We start from the raw sequence: 16,507 nt of genomic DNA on the forward strand, positions 1-16,507 counted from the left end.
TCGGGCGGATGTTGCGCTTCGGCGCCGTCGGGCTTCTCAACACGGCGCTTGGATATTCGCTGATCCTGGCAGGGCTTGCGCTGGGCCTCGGCGATATCGTTTCCAATGCGGCAGGCTATGCCGCAGGCCTCACCCTTGGCTTCTTCCTCAATCGCCAATGGACGTTCGGACGTGCCGGCGGCTTTCGCCCAGGCGCCGTCGCACGATACGCGATCACCTTTGTCGTCGCCTATGGCGCCAATCTGGGCGTCGTGATCGCCGCCATGTCTGCGGGCTTCATCGAGAACCCGTTTGTCCATCTGGCGGGAAATTGCCTCTACTCGATCATCTTTTATCTTGGCTCGGCCCGGTTCGTCTTTGTCGGAGGCGCGGACGACCCTGACACCCTGGCCGTGACGAACGCGAAATTGCCCGGAGCCGCGACATGAACCGGGCCACAGCAATTGTGACGGGCACGCAGTCACCCGGAGCTGCGACATGAACCAGGCCACAGCAATCGCGACGGCGACACCTTCGCTCGGGGACGCGCAACGCATCAGGCTGATATTCTGCCTTCTCGGCGCCTGTGTCGTGGCCTCTGTGCTCACCACCTTTGCCGGCGCAATCCTGCAGGATCCCGACAATTGGTGGCAGGTGAAGGTCGGACTGGACTTCCTGGAAAACCGGACGTTTCCGGCCGTCGACCCCTATTCCTATACGTTCGCCGGCCAACCCTGGATCGCCAAGGAATGGCTGGGGCAGGTCTTTCTGGCCCTTGCCTACCGTGCGGGCGGCTGGAATGGCGTCGTCACGCTGATCATCGCCACGGTCGGCCTGACCGTCTTCCTGATGGCATGGTTCCTCAGCGCATGGCTGAAGCCGATACTGGCGATAGCGCTGGCCTTTGCAGCGGCCTTCCTGATCGCTTCAATCTACACGGCACGCCCCCACGTCTTCACCTTGCCAATCATCGTCGTCTGGACAGCAATGCTGTTTCGTGCCGCGCAGGAGGAGAAGGCTCCGCCTTTGTGGCTGCTGCTACTTGTCGTCTTGTGGGCCAACCTGCATGCCACGTTCACCCTGAGTTTCGTCATCGCCGCCTTTGCCGGGCTCGCTCTCCTGGCGCGCTCGGGCCTGTCGAAACCCGTCATCCTGGCAAAATGGGTGGCTTTCGGTCTGCTCTGCCCACTGGTCAGCCTGCTGCATCCCTATGGCGTGAAAGCCATCCTGGCGACGTTCACGGTGGCCTATGGCAACGAGGCGGTGCCCCTTATCCTGGAGTGGCAAGCGTTCAATGCCCAGGAGCAGGTCTTCCAGGAAGCGGCGATGCTGTTGGCGCTGTTCGGGCTATTGGTATCGAGGCCGCGGATCGGCTGGGCCAAAGCGTTATTCATCGTTTTCGCCTTGCATGTCTATCTCGCCCATCTGCGATTTGTGTATCTGCCCTTCCTGTTGATCCCCCTGGTGATCGCGGCCGAGATCGCACAGCAATACCCTTCGCTGTCGACCACGGCCTGGTTGGCGGAAAGGCGTGACGGGCTGGAAAAACTCTTCGCCAGCCGGTTCCATATGATCTGCGGCGCCATAGCCGTCTTGCTGGTCGGCGCGGTCGTGTTCCTCGGCAATGCCTATCAGGTGGCGCCGAGCCCAAAGACATCCGCCACTGGCGCCCTCGCATTCGCCAGGGATCACCAGCTCACAGGTAACGTGCTGAACTCCTACAATTTCGGCGGCACGCTGATTTTCCACGGCATCAAGACCTACATCGACGGCAGGACGGACCAGTTGTTCCTGGGCGGGTTCACGAAAACCGACGACGCGACGGGGCACAGCGACGGAAAACCGCTGCTCGAGGCCCAGTTGAAGAAATATGCCATCGGCTGGGCATTGCTTACGGCCGACGACACCCGCATTCCCTTTTTCACTGAGTTGGGCTGGAAACGGGCCTATGCGGACAACGACGCCGTGATCTACCTGCCCGGCGCCTGATTTTTCGGCGCCTGTGCCAATCGGGTTCGCCAATCGAACCGTCGGTTTTCCCGCCTTGACACTCATGTTGCAGTGCAGCAAAGTTGTGCAACAGAGGATGAGCCTGTGCGACCAACGAACCGGCATTTTTCACAGTATCAGGACGTTGCCGCATGAGCAGCACAGCAAGTTGCGCCGCACCAATACCGCCGACCGCACCACACGGACCAGCCGAATGAACTACAGGCGCGACATCGATGGCTTGCGCGCTGTTGCGGTGCTGCCCGTGGTGCTCTTCCATTTCGGCGTGTCCGCCATTCCCGGCGGCTTCACCGGCGTCGACATCTTCTTCGTCATATCGGGCTATCTGATCAGCGGCAGCCTGCTCGACGATCTGGAACGCGGCCAGTTCTCGATCGGCCGCTTCTACTGGCGCCGCGCGCGGCGGATCCTGCCAGCGCTCACCTTCGTCATCCTGCTTGCGAGCATCGCCGCCTGGTTCATCCTTCTGCCGTCCGACCTGCACGAATACAGTCTGAGCGTGATCGCGGCCTCGACCTTCTGGTCGAACATCTATTTCTGGAAAACGACCAACTATTTTTCCATCGACGCGGAATTGCGGCCGCTGCTGCACACATGGTCGCTTTCGGTCGAGGAGCAGTATTACATCTTCGCGCCGATCCTGGTGTATCTGATCTACCAATACGCCGCGAAGCGCTGGCTGACGATATTGCTGCCGATCGCTATCGCCAGCTTTGCCCTGGCGGTCATGGCGACCACGCTGGCGCCGACCGCCGGCTTCTACCTGTTGCCGACGCGCATCTGGGAACTGGCGCTGGGCGCCATGCTGATGCTGAGAAAGCCGACGGCGCTTGCCAGCCGTCCGCTGACGGAACTGATTGGCCTCACCGGTTTTGGCCTGATCGCCTTCGGCTTTCTGACGATTTCGGAGAGCGATCCGTTTCCGGGCTACAATGCCCTGTTTCCCTGCATCGGAACGGCGCTGCTCATCTATGCGGGCCAGCCCCACGCCGACAGGCCGGTGCCGGTCGCCACGCAGGTGCTTCGGCTCACCCCGCTGGTCTGGGTCGGGCTCATCTCCTATTCGCTCTACCTCGTTCACTGGCCGATCAATTCGTTCGTCCACTATCTCTCGCTGAAAGCCATCGACGTGCCGACGATCATGGCGATGGTGGTGGCGAGCGTCGCCCTGGCGACATTCTCGTGGAAGTATGTCGAGCAACCCTTCCGCCAGAAGCGGGCGTTCACCGCCCCGCTGCCGATCTTCGCCTTCTCGGCGACGGCGATCGCCTTGCTGTGCATCGGCGGCGTGGTCGGTGTGCTGGGCAAGGGTTTTCCGCAACGGTTCCCGGACTTCTCGACGCAACGGGTCCTGGTGGGCGACTGGCGCAACGGCGTCTGTTTCAACGAGGGCGCGAATCGAATCGAGGACTGGAACCTCGCCGACTGCACCCGCACGCATGGCTTTGCCACCAATGTGCTGCTGTGGGGCGATTCCTTCGCCGCGCATTATGTGTCGGGGCTGGAAGCCAATGCCGAGAAGATCCAGGCCAATGTCATCCAGTACACCTATGCCGGCTGCCCACCCAACCTGAGCTACTTCTCCTATGCTCGGCCGGCCTGCACACGCTTCAACGAACGGGCGCTGTCGATCGTCCGCGAGGCCAACATCCAGGCCGTGATCCTGAGCGGCCGCTGGACCGACTACCAGGCCAGAGGCTTCGACGGCCTGCAGAAGACGGTCGACCGGCTGCGCGACATGGGCGTCAAGGTCTATGTCATCGGTCAGTCTCCGGAATTCATCGCCGACGTCCAGAAAATCGCTTTCTTCGCAAAACGGGAGCATGTCGCGAGCACATCCTGGCCGATGGCCATGGATCCGGACATCAACAAACAGGTGCTGCCATTCGTCAAAGGGGCGGATTTCATCGACCCGCTGGCCTATCTGTGCGACGCGGCCGGTTGTTCCTATGCCGATGCCGGCACCAGGCAGTTTCTCTACTTCGACTACGGCCACTTCTCGTCCGCCGGAGCGACGCTCGCCATCTCGAAGTACTGGCCAAGCTTTGCCGCCAGCAACAAAGTCGCGAAGGCAAAATAAAAACGCGGGCCAGCGCTGAGGGAACCGCTGAAAGAGTGTGTTTCGAGAGCCGCTTTGCGATTGCCCGAAGGCCGACCCTCATGGTAACGAGGGCTCGCGCGGGTATGATGTAATGGTAGCCTGTCAGCTTCCCAAGCTGAACGCGCGGGTTCGATTCCCGCTACCCGCTCCAACCTCTCGCCTAAGATTTGGTCGGCGCTGGAAACATGTCCACATAGCAGGGTTCGGCACGGCATTGGTCAGGCATATCTAAGCCTGGCCGATACGCATCTGCTTCTTGAGAAGGAACCGGGCGAGGTTTTTGATATTTCGCGGCGCCACCTTCTTGGGGAGATGCGCCAGCAGGCCCTTGGATTTGGCGTCGCTCTGGAACCGCTCGGCCCACTCTTCGGTGCTGCTGTCGCGCTGTAGGCGCAAATTCGTCTTGAACTCGCCATTTGGCATTTCAACAGACAACTGCCGGGCCACCGATGCGACGTAAGGACGAGGGTCGTCCAGGAGATCTTCATAAAACAAATGGTCGTAGGGCAGATCGGCCATGTGCAGATAGGCCTCCCAGAAGGCATAGCTCTGCCCAATCAGGAAATAGGCCTGGCAGATACCGGCGAAGTCGTATTGCGGGACCATATCCGCGCCGTCCATCGTGCTTCTCCAACGACCTGACGCCTTTGCCCGGCAATAGGAGATCGCCTGGCGAAGGCGGTCCCGCCGTTCCAGCAGGATCAAACCCATGGCATGGCGTCGGACGCATTCAGCGAGGAAGTCGGCTCCATATTTGGCCTGCGACCAGTGAAGGTGCCGTGGAAACAGCTTTACAGCGAACCTGCCATTTTCGGTCCCGCCGCGATCGATCACGGCGGACAGGAGTTCGTCGAAGGATTTCGGCCTGCATCCCAGCGTGTCCGTATCGAGCCATTCGGCCGACCGCCCCAATGTTCCGGTGCTGTTTGCCAGGCTGCCGAGCCATTCGGAGCCGCTGCGGGCTTCTGTCAGTATCGCCACACCTTTCATGCGGGCCGGATCACCTCTGGTCTGTAAACATGTCGTCGACGTTACGGGATATGATTCTGCTCCTTGATAGGCCCTCGGCATGGTCTGCCTGACAGCAATCAATTAGTAAAGTCTAATATGATTTCACCCAGCCGATCCTAGGCTAAGTGGGTGGCCCATTCCGTCACGGTTGGATGATCGGTGCCAACCCCGGCACCGATTGCAAGACGCAAGCCTTGGATCCTGAAAATCTACGCAGTGACGATACCGGCCACGCTGCGGTGGCCGGCCTTTCGTCAACGGTTCGTCACAGCCAGACGCCGAGCCAAACCCGCTCGCGCCAGCAACGCACATGACGGCGGCCATGGCGCCAATAGCGACGGCAAACCCGTCTCCAACCGCGGCGGCGCCGTCTGCCTCCATAATAGCGATCTCCGTAGTAGCGATGATGCCAACGACGATGGGAGACCTGCTCGACCTCGACCCCGTCATCGCCTTCGAAGACAGCCGGATCCGGCTTGTCCAGTTCATCGAGAATTCCGTTGCCCTGGGGAATACCGGCAACCGCGCGGCCGGGTCCGACTACGCCCCCAAACGCCACAGCCCCCGCAACGCCTAGCATTCCAGTGAGAAACAACCGACGTTCCATCAAAACCTCCCGAGTTGTTGACATCGGCACCTCGTTCCCTCGCCCAAAACGGGCTCCAGCGAGAATGCCGATTGGGCGTGAACGCGCCAGTGCACTTGTTGTTCCATCAGCCCACTTCGCGCAGGATGAAATCGTGCAGCATCTTGGCGGCCGGCGACAGTACGCGATTCCTGACCGTGATCAGGCTGTAGGGCCTGACCTCGATGTCGAACTCGGTCTGGACGACGTCGATGGCGCCGGCGAGCCCGTCGGGATTCTGGATGAATTTCGCCACCTGCACCGAAACCGGCGCGATGGCGTCGGACTGCGCGACCATGACCAGCGTCAGGAGCAGCGAACTGGTGTTGAGGATCCGGTCCGGCAGCGCGATGTTGCGGTTGAGGAAATTGCTCTCCATCGCCTGGCGCAAGGGCGAGCCGCCCGACTGGAAGACCCAGTCATAGGCGGCGGTGTCTTCCAGCCGCACCACGCTGCCCCTGGTGAGCGGGTGGCCACGGCGTACGATCAGGCAGGCTTTCTCGACGCCGATGACACGCGATTCGAACAGCCGCGGATTGAGGTCGTCGGGGATGCGGGCGATAATGAAATCATGGCGCGTGGCGATCAGTTCGCGCGCCAGCACATTGGAGGTCTCGACCTGCATGGTGATCTCGATGCGTGGATAGATGCGGCGGATTTCCCGGATCGCCGGCACCGCCAGCTCGATCGCCGGCGCCGTCACGGCACCGAGAAACACGGAGCCGCCCTTGCCCGCCTTGAGCTCGGAAATCTCGCGGTCGACCTCGCGCATCTCCAGCAGGATCGAGCGCGCACGCCTGGCCAGCGCCTTGCCGTAGGGCGTCAGCGTGATGCCGCGCGGCAGCCTCTCGCACAGCTTGACCTCGAGCACCGCCTCCATCTCGGCGATCATGCGCGATGCCGCCGGCTGTGAAATGTTCATGACCTGCGCCGCCGCGCTCACCCGACCGTGGTCGTCGAGCGCGACGATCATGCGCATGTGACGCAGGCTGAGACCACTGCGCAGCAGGGTTTCGCCATCACCCGGAGTTTCATTGTAACCGTTTGAAATTGAAGACGAATTCCGTAGCGCCGCCATTGTCTTCCCAGCCTCCACTCGCAACCCTCTGGCATTTGCCAGCAATCTGTGACGCCTCATACCATATACCACTCTCGGTATAGCAACCATCAAAGATCGCATTTGACAGTTATGGCAAAAGGGTCACAACGTCAGCGCGTTCCGAGACGCAACGGTCGCCGACGATAAAAATCGTATCGATTGAAATCAGCGGCTCGGGGCCATGGGAGGATACCGGAGATCGATATGACGGCAGCAGTGCCTTGGCGCTTCTGCACGATTGCGCGGCCCGCGACCCCCGGGGTGCTGCGTCCATCAACCAGGGAGAGTTACGTGAAAATCATCAAGACACTGGCCGCAGTCGCGGCGCTTGGCATCGCTGCCATGACCTACTCGGCGCATGCAGCCGACAAGGGTCTTGTCGGCGTGCTGATGCCGACCAAGACTTCGCAGCGCTGGATCAATGACGGCGACGCCGTCAAGTCCCAGCTCGAGGCTCTCGGCTACACCGTCGACCTGCAGTATGCGCAGGACGACATCCCCAACCAGCTCAGCCAGCTGGAAAACGAAATCACCAAGGGCCCGAAGGCGCTGATCATCGCCTCGATCGACGGCACCACTTTGTCGGATGCGCTGCAGAAGGCCGCTGACGCGGGCGTCGTCGTCGTCGCCTATGACCGCCTGATCAAGAAGACCAAGAATGTCGACTACTACACCACCTTCGACAATTTCGGCGTCGGCGTGATCCAGGCCAATTCGCTGGTCAAAGGCCTCAAGGAGCGCTTCCCGAACACCAAGCCGTGGAACGTCGAACTGTTCGGCGGCTCGCCCGACGACAACAACGCCTTCTTCTTCTACAATGGCGCGATTTCCGTCCTTCAGCCGCTGATCGACGATGGCTCGATCAAGATCAAGTCGGGCCAGACCGGCATGGACAAGGTCGGCACGCTGCGCTGGCTGGCGGCTACCGCCCAGGCGCGCATGGACAACCTGCTTTCGGCCAATTACTCGGACGGCAGCCGTGTCGATGGCGTTCTGTCGCCCTATGACGGCCTGTCGCGCGGCATCACCGCCTCGCTCCGCGCCGTTGGTTACGGCACGGACGCACAGCCCTGGCCGATCGTCACCGGTCAGGACGCCGAGACCGCCTCGGTCAAGCTGATCATCACGGGCGAACAGTACTCGACCGTGTTCAAGGACACCCGCGACCTCGCCAAGGCCACTGTCCAGCTGGTCGACAAGGTGCTCTCGGGCGGCAAGCCCGACGGCCTCGACGAAAAGACCTACAACAACGACGTCAAGGTCGTTCCCTCGATCCTGTTGACGCCGCATGAAGTCGATAAGTCGAACTACCAGAAGCTGGTCGTCGACTCCGGCTACATCAAGGCCGAAGACCTGAAGTAATCTCGGTTGTAAAATCAGGGGTCCTGCGCAACGCAGGGCCCCTTTTCGTTCACAAGCGACCCCGGTATTGTTTCTGCCGGCCTAGAGCAATTCCAGGAAAAGTGCGCAGCGGTTTTCCTGGGAAAAAGCGTAGCGCTTTCCCCTTGGGAATTGCGTAAAAATAAGAAAGTCTGGGAGCTTGATCTGATGACCTCGACGATTTTGGAGATGCGCGACATCACCAAGACGTTCCCCGGTGTGAAGGCGCTGTCGAACGTCAATCTCAGTGTCGAGGAAGGCGAGATCCACGCCGTGGTCGGCGAAAACGGCGCCGGCAAGTCGACGCTGATGAAAGTCCTGTCGGGCGTCTATCCCGTAGGCACCTATGACGGCCAGATCATTTTTCAGGGCCAGGAATGCCAGTTCAAAGGCATCCATGACAGCGAACACAAGGGCATCGTCATCATCCACCAGGAGCTTGCCCTGGTGCCGATGCTGTCGATTGCCGAAAACATCTTCCTCGGCAACGAACATGCCAGATATGGCGTGATCGACTGGGACGCCAACGAGGCCCGCACCAGCGCGCTGTTGAAGAAGGTGGGCCTCAAGGAGGACCCCAAGACGCTGATCACCAATATCGGCGTCGGCAAGCAGCAACTGGTCGAGATCGCCAAGGCGCTGAGCAAGGAAGTCAAACTCCTGATCCTCGACGAGCCGACCGCATCGCTCAGCGAAAAGGACAGCCAGGCGCTGCTCGACCTTTTGCTCGAATTCAAGCGGCAAGGCATGACCTCGATCCTGATCTCGCACAAGCTCAACGAGGTGAATAGGGTCGCCGACAAGGTTACCGTCATCCGTGACGGGCGCACCATCGAGACGCTGGCCAGGAAGGACATTTCGGAGGACCGCATCATCACCTCGATGGTCGGCCGCTCGCTCGACGACCGCTACCCGCCGCGCGAGCCTGACATCGGCGAGGTCGTGTTCGAAGTGAAGAACTGGTCGGTCTATCACCCGATCCATGCCGAGCGGCAGGTGATCAAGGGCATCGACATCAACGTGCGCAAGGGCGAGGTGGTCGGCATAGCCGGGCTGATGGGCGCCGGCCGCACCGAATTCGCCATGAGCCTGTTCGGCCGCTCCTATGGCCGCCGCATCACCGGCGAGGTGCTGCTCAAGGGCAAGCCGATCGACGTGTCGACGGTGAGCAAGGCGGTCGAACACGGCATCGCCTACGTGACCGAGGACCGCAAGACCTACGGTCTCAACCTCATCGACCATATCAAGCACAACATAACGCTCGCCAATCTCGGCGGCGTCTCGCGTCACAGCGTGATCGACGATTTGCGCGAGCTTGCCGTTGCCAACGACTATCGCAAGAAGACCAATATCCGCGCTTCGAGCGTCTATCAGATGACCGGCAATCTTTCCGGCGGCAACCAGCAGAAGGTGGTGCTGTCGAAATGGCTGTTCGCCGACCCGGAAGTGCTGATCCTCGACGAGCCGACGCGCGGCATCGATGTCGGCGCCAAATACGAAATCTACACGATCATCGCGCGCCTTGCCTCGGAAGGTAAGGCGATCGTGGTCATCTCGTCGGAAATGCCGGAATTGCTCGGCATCACCGACCGCATCTACGTCATGAACGAAGGGCGCATCGTCGGCGAAATGCCGGCGGCGGACGCAAGCCAGGAAAAAATAATGCGCGCCATCGTTCGCGGAGAAGGAAAAGCAGCATGAGCACCGAAATTGCCCCCGCCCCGCAGGGCAACGTCGCCGAAGAACAGCGTCCACCCATCGCCGTCTCGGCGCTGACGACGAACCTGCGCGAATACGGTCTGATTATCGCACTGATCGTCATCATGCTGTTCTTCCAGTTCACCACGTCGGGGACGCTGTTCAAGCCGGTCAACCTCAGCAATCTGGTGCAGCAGAACTCGTTCATCATCGTGATGGCGCTAGGCATGCTGCTGGTCATCGTTTCCGGCTATATCGACCTCAGCGTCGGATCGGTCGCCGGTTTCATCGGCGCGCTGGCGGCAAACATGATGGTCATCTGGCAGCTCGGACCGCTCAGCAATCCGCTGGTGGTTTCGATCCTCTGCCTGATCGTGGGCGGCCTGATCGGCGCGGCGCAAGGCTACTGGATCGCCTATCACCGGATACCGAGCTTCATCGTCACGCTGGCCGGCATGCTGATCTTCCGCGGCATCTGTCAGGCGCTGCTGGGCGGCGGATCCTCGGTGGGGCCTCTTCCGGACGACTTCAAGGCACTGAGCTCCGGCTTCATTCCGGACGTGATCGGCCCCCTGACGCTGATCCCGCCGACGGTGAATGCCGCCGGCAAGACCATCTTGGGCAGCGGTCTGACGCTGCACATGACGACGGTGGTGCTCGGCGTGATCGCCGTGGTGGCCTATGCCTATTTCGGGCTTCGCACCCGGCGCAAGCGCGAGCGCCATGGCTATGAAGCCGAGCCCTTCCCCCTGTTCGTCGTCAAGACGCTGGTCGCCAGCGCCCTGGCCCTGTTCCTGGTCTATGAGTTCGCCAGTTACAGGGGCCTGCCGGTGGTGCTGCTCGTCATGGGCGTGCTGATCTCGCTGTTCGTCTTCGTCACCAAGCGCATGACCATCGGCCGCCGCATCTATGCGATGGGCGGCAACCCCAAGGCGGCGCAGCTGTCGGGCATCAACACCGAGCGGCTGACGCTGTGGGTGTTCATCAATATGGGCGTGCTGTCGGCGCTGGGCGGTCTGATCATCGCGGCGCGTCTTGGCCAGGCCGTGCCGGCTGCGGGTCTCGGCTCGGAGCTCGACGTCATCGCTGCCGTGTTCATCGGCGGCGCCTCGGCAATGGGCGGCGTCGGCCAGGTCATCGGCGCCGTGGTCGGCGGCTTCATCATGGGCGTGATGAACAACGGCATGTCGATCATGGGCGTCAATGTCGACTGGCAGCAGGTGGTCAAAGGCTTGGTGCTGCTCGGCGCCGTGATCTTCGACGTCTACAACAAGAACAAGGCCTGACAGGCTTAGGCGAGGCAAGTAGGAGGCATACGATCGCGGCGCTGCCGGCGAGTTGTCGGCATCAAGAAATCCCCCCAGGGGATCAAGCCCGCGAGCGCAATCCGGACGAAGAATTTCACCCGTGGCGCGGCTAGGTCCGAGCCGCGCAGGTTAAGGTTTGCCAAGAGGCAACCACACATGAGAGAGGACTGATCATGCTGATCTCGCAGATTCTCGACGACGCCGAGACCATCCGTGTCGTTGCCCGCAATGGCGGCAAGACCCGGATCATCAACGGCGCCCGCAGCGTCTACTCTCTGGCGATGGAGGCTGCCCGCACCGGCGTCGGCCTCGCCACCCTGATCGAACGCAAGGGGCTCGGCGAGACGATCGATCTCGATGCCGCCTACAAGAAGGGGCGGCTGTTGTCGCCGATCAATCACCCCGATCCTGCTCACCTGCACCTGACCGGCACCGGACTGACCCATCTCGGCTCGGCGGCGACGCGCGATTCCATGCACAAGAAGCTCAGCACCGATGGCGAGGAACAGCTCACCGATTCCATGAAGATGTTCCGCATGGGGCTGGAGGGCGGCAAGCCCGCCAAAGGCCAGGTCGGCGTGCAGCCGGAATGGTTCTACAAGGGCAACGGCACGATGGCCGTGGCGCCGGGTGCCGCACTGCTGTCACCGGCCTTCGCCAAGGACGCCGGCGAGGAACCTGAAATCGCCGGCATCTATGTCATCGGCGATGACGGCGCCCCCTTCCGTGTCGGCTTCACCCTGTCGAATGAATTTTCCGACCATGTAACCGAGCGCGTGAACTATCTCTTCCTCGCCCATTCCAAGCTGCGCAACGCCTCGTTCGGCCCGGAGATCCTGATCGGCGACCTGCCCTCCGACATCCGCGGCACCTCGCGCATCGTGCGCGGCGGCAACACGCTGTGGGAGAAGCCGTTCCTGTCGGGCGAAGCAAACATGTCGCACACCATTGCCAATCTCGAACACCATCACTTCAAATATTCGGCGTTCCGCCAGCCGGGCGACGTGCATGTGCATATGTTCGGCACGGCGACGCTGTCCTTCGCCGACGGCATCAAGACCGAGGCCGGCGATGTGTTCGAGATCGAGGCCGGGGATTTCGGCCTGCCGCTGCGCAACCCGCTCGAGATCGAAAAGCCGGTGAAGGTGGCGGTGAAGGCGCTGTGAGAGCGTGATCTCCTCCCTTGTGGGGGAGATGACCGGCAGGCCAGAGGGGGCGCTGTCCCGCCAGCGTCTCAATCGATAACTTTGACTGCAGGCTATTCTTGGCTACTGGCAGGGAGAGGTCGCCATCTGCGCGCACAGCGCATTGGCGATGTCGATATCGAAGCCGACAACCTTGCCGTCCGAGGTGATGGTGTTGAACGGCGGATAGGCGCCCTCGGTGCCGATTTTCAATTTCTCGGCGGCCTGCGCCGTCAGAGAGCCGGCAGCCATCGCCAACATGGCAGCGCCTGCCGCCGATAGGATCCATTTTGAAATCTGCATTTTCTTGTCCCTTGAGCCCCGCATCGCTGCGATCGACAAGCCAGCCAAGTATGATGCGCAGCGCGGGCAAGTACGCGGTAAATCGGGGTTCAGCGCGCCGCGCGGAAATGCTTGGAGAGTTTCAGGCCCTGCGCCTGGTAGTTGGAGCCAAGATCGGTGCCGTAAAGCGCCTGCGGCCGCTTCAGCATGTGCTCGTAGACCAGCCGGCCGACGATCTGGCCATGGTCGAGGATGAACGGCACTTCGTGGCTGCGCACTTCAAGCACCGCCCGGCTGCCGGTGCCGCCGGCCGCTGAATGGCCAAAGCCTGGATCGAAGAAGCCGGCGTAATGGACGCGGAATTCGCCGACCAGCGGATCGAAGGGCGTCATCTCGGCGGCATAGAGCGGCGGCACATGCACCGCTTCCTGGCTGACGAGGATGTAGAACTCGTCGGGATCGAGCACCAGTTCGCCGTCGCCGCTCTTGTGGATCGGCTCCCAGAAATCGACGACATCCTGCGCCGCGCGCTTGTCGACATCGACAAGGCCGGTGTGATGCTTGCCGCGATAGCCGACCAGCCCGTCACTGTCGCCATTGAGGTCGATCGACAGCGCGATCCCGCCGCCCGAAATATTCGGCGGTTCGGTGGCGACTAGCATCTGCGCGCGATGCAATTCATGCAATTCGGCTTCCGAGAGAAGCGCGTTGCCGGTGCGGAAGCGGATCTGCGACAGGCGCGAACCGGTGCGCACGACGATCGGGAAGGTGCGCGGGCTGACTTCCAGGTAGAGCGGACCGTTGTAGCCGGCAGCGATCTTGTCGAACTCGTGGCCACGGTCGGTCATGACACGGGTGAAGATGTCGAGCCGTCCGGTCGAGCTCTTCGGATTGGCGGAGGCGGAAATCTCGGCCGGCAATGCCAGGCTTTCGAGCAGCGGCACTATATAGACGCAGCCGGTCTCCAGCACCGCGCCTTCGGCCAGATTGATCTCGTGCAGCTTCAGCCTGTCGAGCTTTTCCGAAACCTTGTGGTTCGGACCCGGCAGGAAGGAGGCGCGCACCCGCCAGGCCTTGTCGCCGAGCCTGAGGTCGAGGCTGGCCGGCTGGATCTGGTCGGCATCGAGCGCGCGCGGCGACTTCAGCGCGCCGGACTGGAACAGCGCCGCAATATCCTGATCGGGAAGAATGCCTGTCTGCCGCAAGGCTTCGCTCCTAGAGGGCAGGCTTTTGGCGAAACCTGCTTGGTACAAACCTCTTAATGAAGCCGGCAATTGACGCAAGCGTGGTACGGGTCTAAAGGGTCGTTATCCCGTGGTGATTTGGCCGGTCGGCTTGCAGCCACGTTAAACAAGTCGCTAAAGGACCGTTGGCCGCGAGGCCGTATGGACCGGTTGCGACTTTCGCGGCCGGTTTTTTTGTGTCTGGAACAAGAGCGATGAGCAGCAAGAAGCGCAACTGGAAGCCTCAGACAGCCCTCGTGCACAGCGGAACCCTGCGTTCCGGCTTCGGCGAGACCTCCGAGGCGATGTACCTGACCCAGGGCTATGTCTATCAGACAGCCCAGGCCGCCGAAGCCCGTTTCAAAGGCGAGGAACCCGGTTTCATCTATTCGCGCTACGCCAATCCGACCGTCGACATGTTCGAAAAGCGGATGTGCGCGCTGGAAGGCGCCGAGGACGCACGCGCCACGGCATCGGGCATGGCGGCGGTAACGGCGGCGCTTCTGTGCAGCGTCAAGGCCGGTGACCACATCGTGGCGGCGCGCGCGCTGTTCGGCTCCTGCCGCTGGGTGGTCGAAACGCTGGCGCCTCGCTACGGCATCGAGGCGACGTTGGTCGACGGCACCGACATCGCCAACTGGGAAAAGGCAGTCAGGCCAAACACCAAGCTGTTCTTCCTGGAAAGCCCGACCAACCCGACATTGGAAGTGGTCGACATTGCCGCTGTCGCTTCGCTGGCCAACTCGATCGGCGCACGGCTTGTCGTCGACAATGTCTTCGCCACGCCTTTGCAGCAGAAGCCGTTGCAGCTTGGCGCGCATATCGTCGTCTATTCGGCGACCAAGCACATCGATGGCCAGGGCCGCTGTCTCGGCGGTGTCATCCTCTCGGACAAGAAGTGGATCGACGAGAACCTGCACGACTATTTCCGCCACACCGGCCCCAGCCTGTCGCCCTTCAATGCCTGGACGCTGCTGAAGGGCCTGGAGACGCTGCCGCTGCGCGTGCGCCAGCAGACGGAGAGCGCCGGCAAGATGGCCGATTTCCTCGCCGAGCAGCCGCAGATCGCCCGCGTCATCTATCCCGGCCGAGCCGACCATCCGCAGGCCGATATCGTCAAGAAGCAGATGTCGGGCGGCTCGACGCTGATCTGCCTCGACGTCAAGGGCGGCAAGCAGGCGGCCTTCGCGCTGCAGAACGCGCTCGACATCGTGCTGATCTCCAACAACCTTGGCGACGCCAAGAGCCTGATCACCCATCCGGCGACGACGACGCACAAGAATTTGAGCGACGAGGCACGCGCCGAACTCGGCATCGGACCAGGCACGCTCAGGCTGTCGGTCGGTCTGGAGGATACCGACGATCTGCTGGAGGATATCGCGCAGGCGCTGAAGGCCGCCAAGTAAGAGCGTCCAGGTCGCGTCGCTGAGCCGCCAAGATCAGGCGCGCGACGGCGTCTCTTCCAGTTCGGCCGCCTTGGTTCCGATGGTCATCGCATTGCCGCGCCAGTCGACGGCCCCGCCCAGCCAGCCGCGTGCCCACATCGCCGGCAGGATCAGGTCGCGCGCCACGATTGCCGCGACCGAGCGCGGCGACAGGTGCCAGCCCTTGGACCAGGCCAGGGCACATTCCGGAAGGTAGAAGGCCGCCAGCACGCCAATGGCCGTTGGCGGCAGGCTCAAGCCGGCGCCGGCAGCCGCAACCAGCGCAAGCGCCAGCGGCACCACCGCGCCGGTCAGGATCTCGGGAGCGAAGAACAGCGGGAAGGTGACGCGGCGCAACCTCGCCCAGCGGGCCTGGCGCGACCAGATCTCGCCAAGCCTGCGCCGGCCGAGCGGCTGCTCGAAGGGTGCGGCGACGAGATTGACGCGCAGGCCAAGGCTGTTCACCAGCTTGGTCGCGGCGGCGTCCTCGGCGATTTCGGCGGCCAGCGCTCCAATGCCGCCATTGGCATCCAGCATCGGCTTGTTCCACAGCATGCTCTTACCCTGGGCAAAGCCAAGGCCGAGCGCCTCGCCGGCATACTGCCAGCGCGCCTGCAGCGTGTTGAGGAAGGCGCATTCGACCTCGGCCCAGAAGCCGTCCGGCCGTGAGCCAATCGGCGTCGAGCAGACAAGGCCGGTATCCGTCCGCCACGCCGCCATCAGATGCTGGATGTAGTCTCTCGGCATCAGCACGTTGGAGTCGGCCAGGACGACCCAGTTGTGCCGCGCGGCTTCCCAGCCCTTGACGCAATTGTTGAGCTTGGGATTGGCGCTGACGCGGTCGTCACCGATCAACAGCCGGGCCGGCACCTTTGGGAAGCGGGCGATGGCTTGTCTGATCAGACTGACCACCGGATCGTCGGCATGGGCGACGCAGAAGATCAGCTCGTAGCGCGGCCAGTCGAGCGAGAAGGCGCGCTCCAGTGTCTCATGCGTGAACGGTTCGACGCCGCGCGACGGGATGACAATCGACACCGGCGGCGATTTGCCGGCTGGCCGTGCGATGGTAGTGCGCTGTTTCAGTTGTGAAGCGGCGAGCAGGATACTGGCGGCGTTTGAAAGGATAAGAGCAGTCGAAAGCGAGGCGGCTATAAGAGTGAGTTCCATCGAGATCTGGTCACTCC

At 62.0% G+C, this 16,507-nt stretch carries 13 protein-coding genes, 1 tRNA gene, 1 pseudogene and 1 riboswitch; of the genes and pseudogenes, 10 read left to right on the plus strand and 5 right to left on the minus strand.

The genetic code is table 11. The features are described from left to right. Positions 1–8 precede the first annotated feature (8 nt). From JN279_RS37725 to JN279_RS37740, 4 genes are all read left to right on the plus strand, one after another. Positions 9–428, plus strand: a complete 420-nt coding sequence (locus JN279_RS37725; RefSeq protein WP_244734341.1) for a GtrA family protein — start codon at positions 9–11, stop codon at positions 426–428. Positions 429–477: 49 nt separating this feature from the next. Then, a complete protein-coding gene (locus tag JN279_RS37730; RefSeq protein ID WP_096453445.1) occupies positions 478–1,968 on the plus strand; it encodes a hypothetical protein in 1,491 nt (496 codons plus the stop codon). 214 nt (positions 1,969–2,182) lie between these two features. Further along, the gene (locus tag JN279_RS37735; protein WP_202351670.1) at positions 2,183–4,069 is read left to right on the plus strand and encodes an acyltransferase family protein; all 1,887 of its coding nucleotides are present in this window, start codon (positions 2,183–2,185) and stop codon (positions 4,067–4,069) included. Between the two features lie 98 nt (positions 4,070–4,167). Beyond that, positions 4,168–4,241: transfer RNA gene (locus tag JN279_RS37740), tRNA-Gly, on the plus strand. Between the two features lie 77 nt (positions 4,242–4,318). Here JN279_RS37740 and JN279_RS37745 read toward each other — a convergent pair. Next, positions 4,319–5,080 carry a Stf0 family sulfotransferase gene (locus JN279_RS37745; protein ID WP_202351671.1) on the minus strand — a complete coding sequence of 254 codons (762 nt, stop codon included), beginning with the start codon at positions 5,078–5,080 and terminating at the stop codon, positions 4,319–4,321. 343 nt (positions 5,081–5,423) lie between these two features. Here JN279_RS37745 and JN279_RS37750 point away from each other — a divergent pair, with 343 nt between their 5' ends. Next, on the plus strand, positions 5,424–5,678 hold the full coding sequence (locus tag JN279_RS37750) for a hypothetical protein (RefSeq protein WP_202351672.1): 255 nt from the start codon (positions 5,424–5,426) through the stop codon (positions 5,676–5,678). A gap of 136 nt (positions 5,679–5,814) precedes the next feature. On the opposite strand, the gene JN279_RS37755 is transcribed toward JN279_RS37750, so the two are convergent. Next, positions 5,815–6,804 (minus strand): LysR family transcriptional regulator, encoded by a 990-nt coding sequence (locus tag JN279_RS37755; protein ID WP_096453439.1) that lies wholly within the window; start codon positions 6,802–6,804, stop codon positions 5,815–5,817. Between the two features lie 312 nt (positions 6,805–7,116). On the opposite strand from JN279_RS37755, the gene chvE reads away from it, so the two are divergent. The 4 genes from chvE to araD1 all read left to right on the plus strand — a co-directional run bounded on the left by chvE (position 7,117) and on the right by araD1 (position 12,376). Continuing rightward, a complete protein-coding gene (gene chvE / locus JN279_RS37760; RefSeq protein WP_027060955.1) occupies positions 7,117–8,187 on the plus strand; it encodes a multiple monosaccharide ABC transporter substrate-binding protein in 1,071 nt (356 codons plus the stop codon). Between the two features lie 186 nt (positions 8,188–8,373). After that, the gene (gene mmsA / locus JN279_RS37765) at positions 8,374–9,906 is read left to right on the plus strand and encodes a multiple monosaccharide ABC transporter ATP-binding protein (protein WP_096453437.1); all 1,533 of its coding nucleotides are present in this window, start codon (positions 8,374–8,376) and stop codon (positions 9,904–9,906) included. Continuing rightward, positions 9,903–11,189: a multiple monosaccharide ABC transporter permease gene (gene mmsB, locus JN279_RS37770; RefSeq protein ID WP_202351673.1), complete on the plus strand. Its 1,287-nt coding sequence runs from the start codon at positions 9,903–9,905 to the stop codon at positions 11,187–11,189. Before mmsA ends, mmsB begins: the two co-directional genes overlap by 4 nt. Before the next feature lie 194 nt (positions 11,190–11,383). After that, entirely contained in the window at positions 11,384–12,376 is a 993-nt protein-coding gene (gene araD1, locus JN279_RS37775; RefSeq protein ID WP_096453433.1) for an AraD1 family protein, read from the plus strand. A 123-nt stretch (positions 12,377–12,499) separates the two neighbouring features. Here araD1 and JN279_RS37780 read toward each other — a convergent pair. Both JN279_RS37780 and JN279_RS37785 read right to left on the minus strand, forming a co-directional pair. After that, positions 12,500–12,697, minus strand: a pseudogene (locus JN279_RS37780) (transporter substrate-binding domain-containing protein); the annotation flags it as partial. An 89-nt stretch (positions 12,698–12,786) separates the two neighbouring features. Then, on the minus strand, positions 12,787–13,881 hold the full coding sequence (locus tag JN279_RS37785; RefSeq protein ID WP_096453431.1) for a 2'-deoxycytidine 5'-triphosphate deaminase: 1,095 nt from the start codon (positions 13,879–13,881) through the stop codon (positions 12,787–12,789). Between the two features lie 99 nt (positions 13,882–13,980). Next, positions 13,981–14,058, plus strand: a riboswitch (SAM riboswitch). Between the two features lie 56 nt (positions 14,059–14,114). Here JN279_RS37785 and JN279_RS37790 point away from each other — a divergent pair. Continuing rightward, positions 14,115–15,305: an O-succinylhomoserine sulfhydrylase gene (locus JN279_RS37790; protein WP_096453429.1), complete on the plus strand. Its 1,191-nt coding sequence runs from the start codon at positions 14,115–14,117 to the stop codon at positions 15,303–15,305. A gap of 33 nt (positions 15,306–15,338) precedes the next feature. Here the strand turns inward: JN279_RS37790 and JN279_RS37795 are convergent, their stop codons facing one another. Continuing rightward, entirely contained in the window at positions 15,339–16,490 is a 1,152-nt protein-coding gene (locus JN279_RS37795) for a ceramide glucosyltransferase (protein WP_096453427.1), read from the minus strand. Positions 16,491–16,507 lie beyond the last annotated feature (17 nt).

This window comes from Mesorhizobium sp. 113-1-2 (assembly GCF_016756475.1).
GTDB lineage: Bacteria > Pseudomonadota > Alphaproteobacteria > Rhizobiales > Rhizobiaceae > Mesorhizobium > Mesorhizobium loti_C.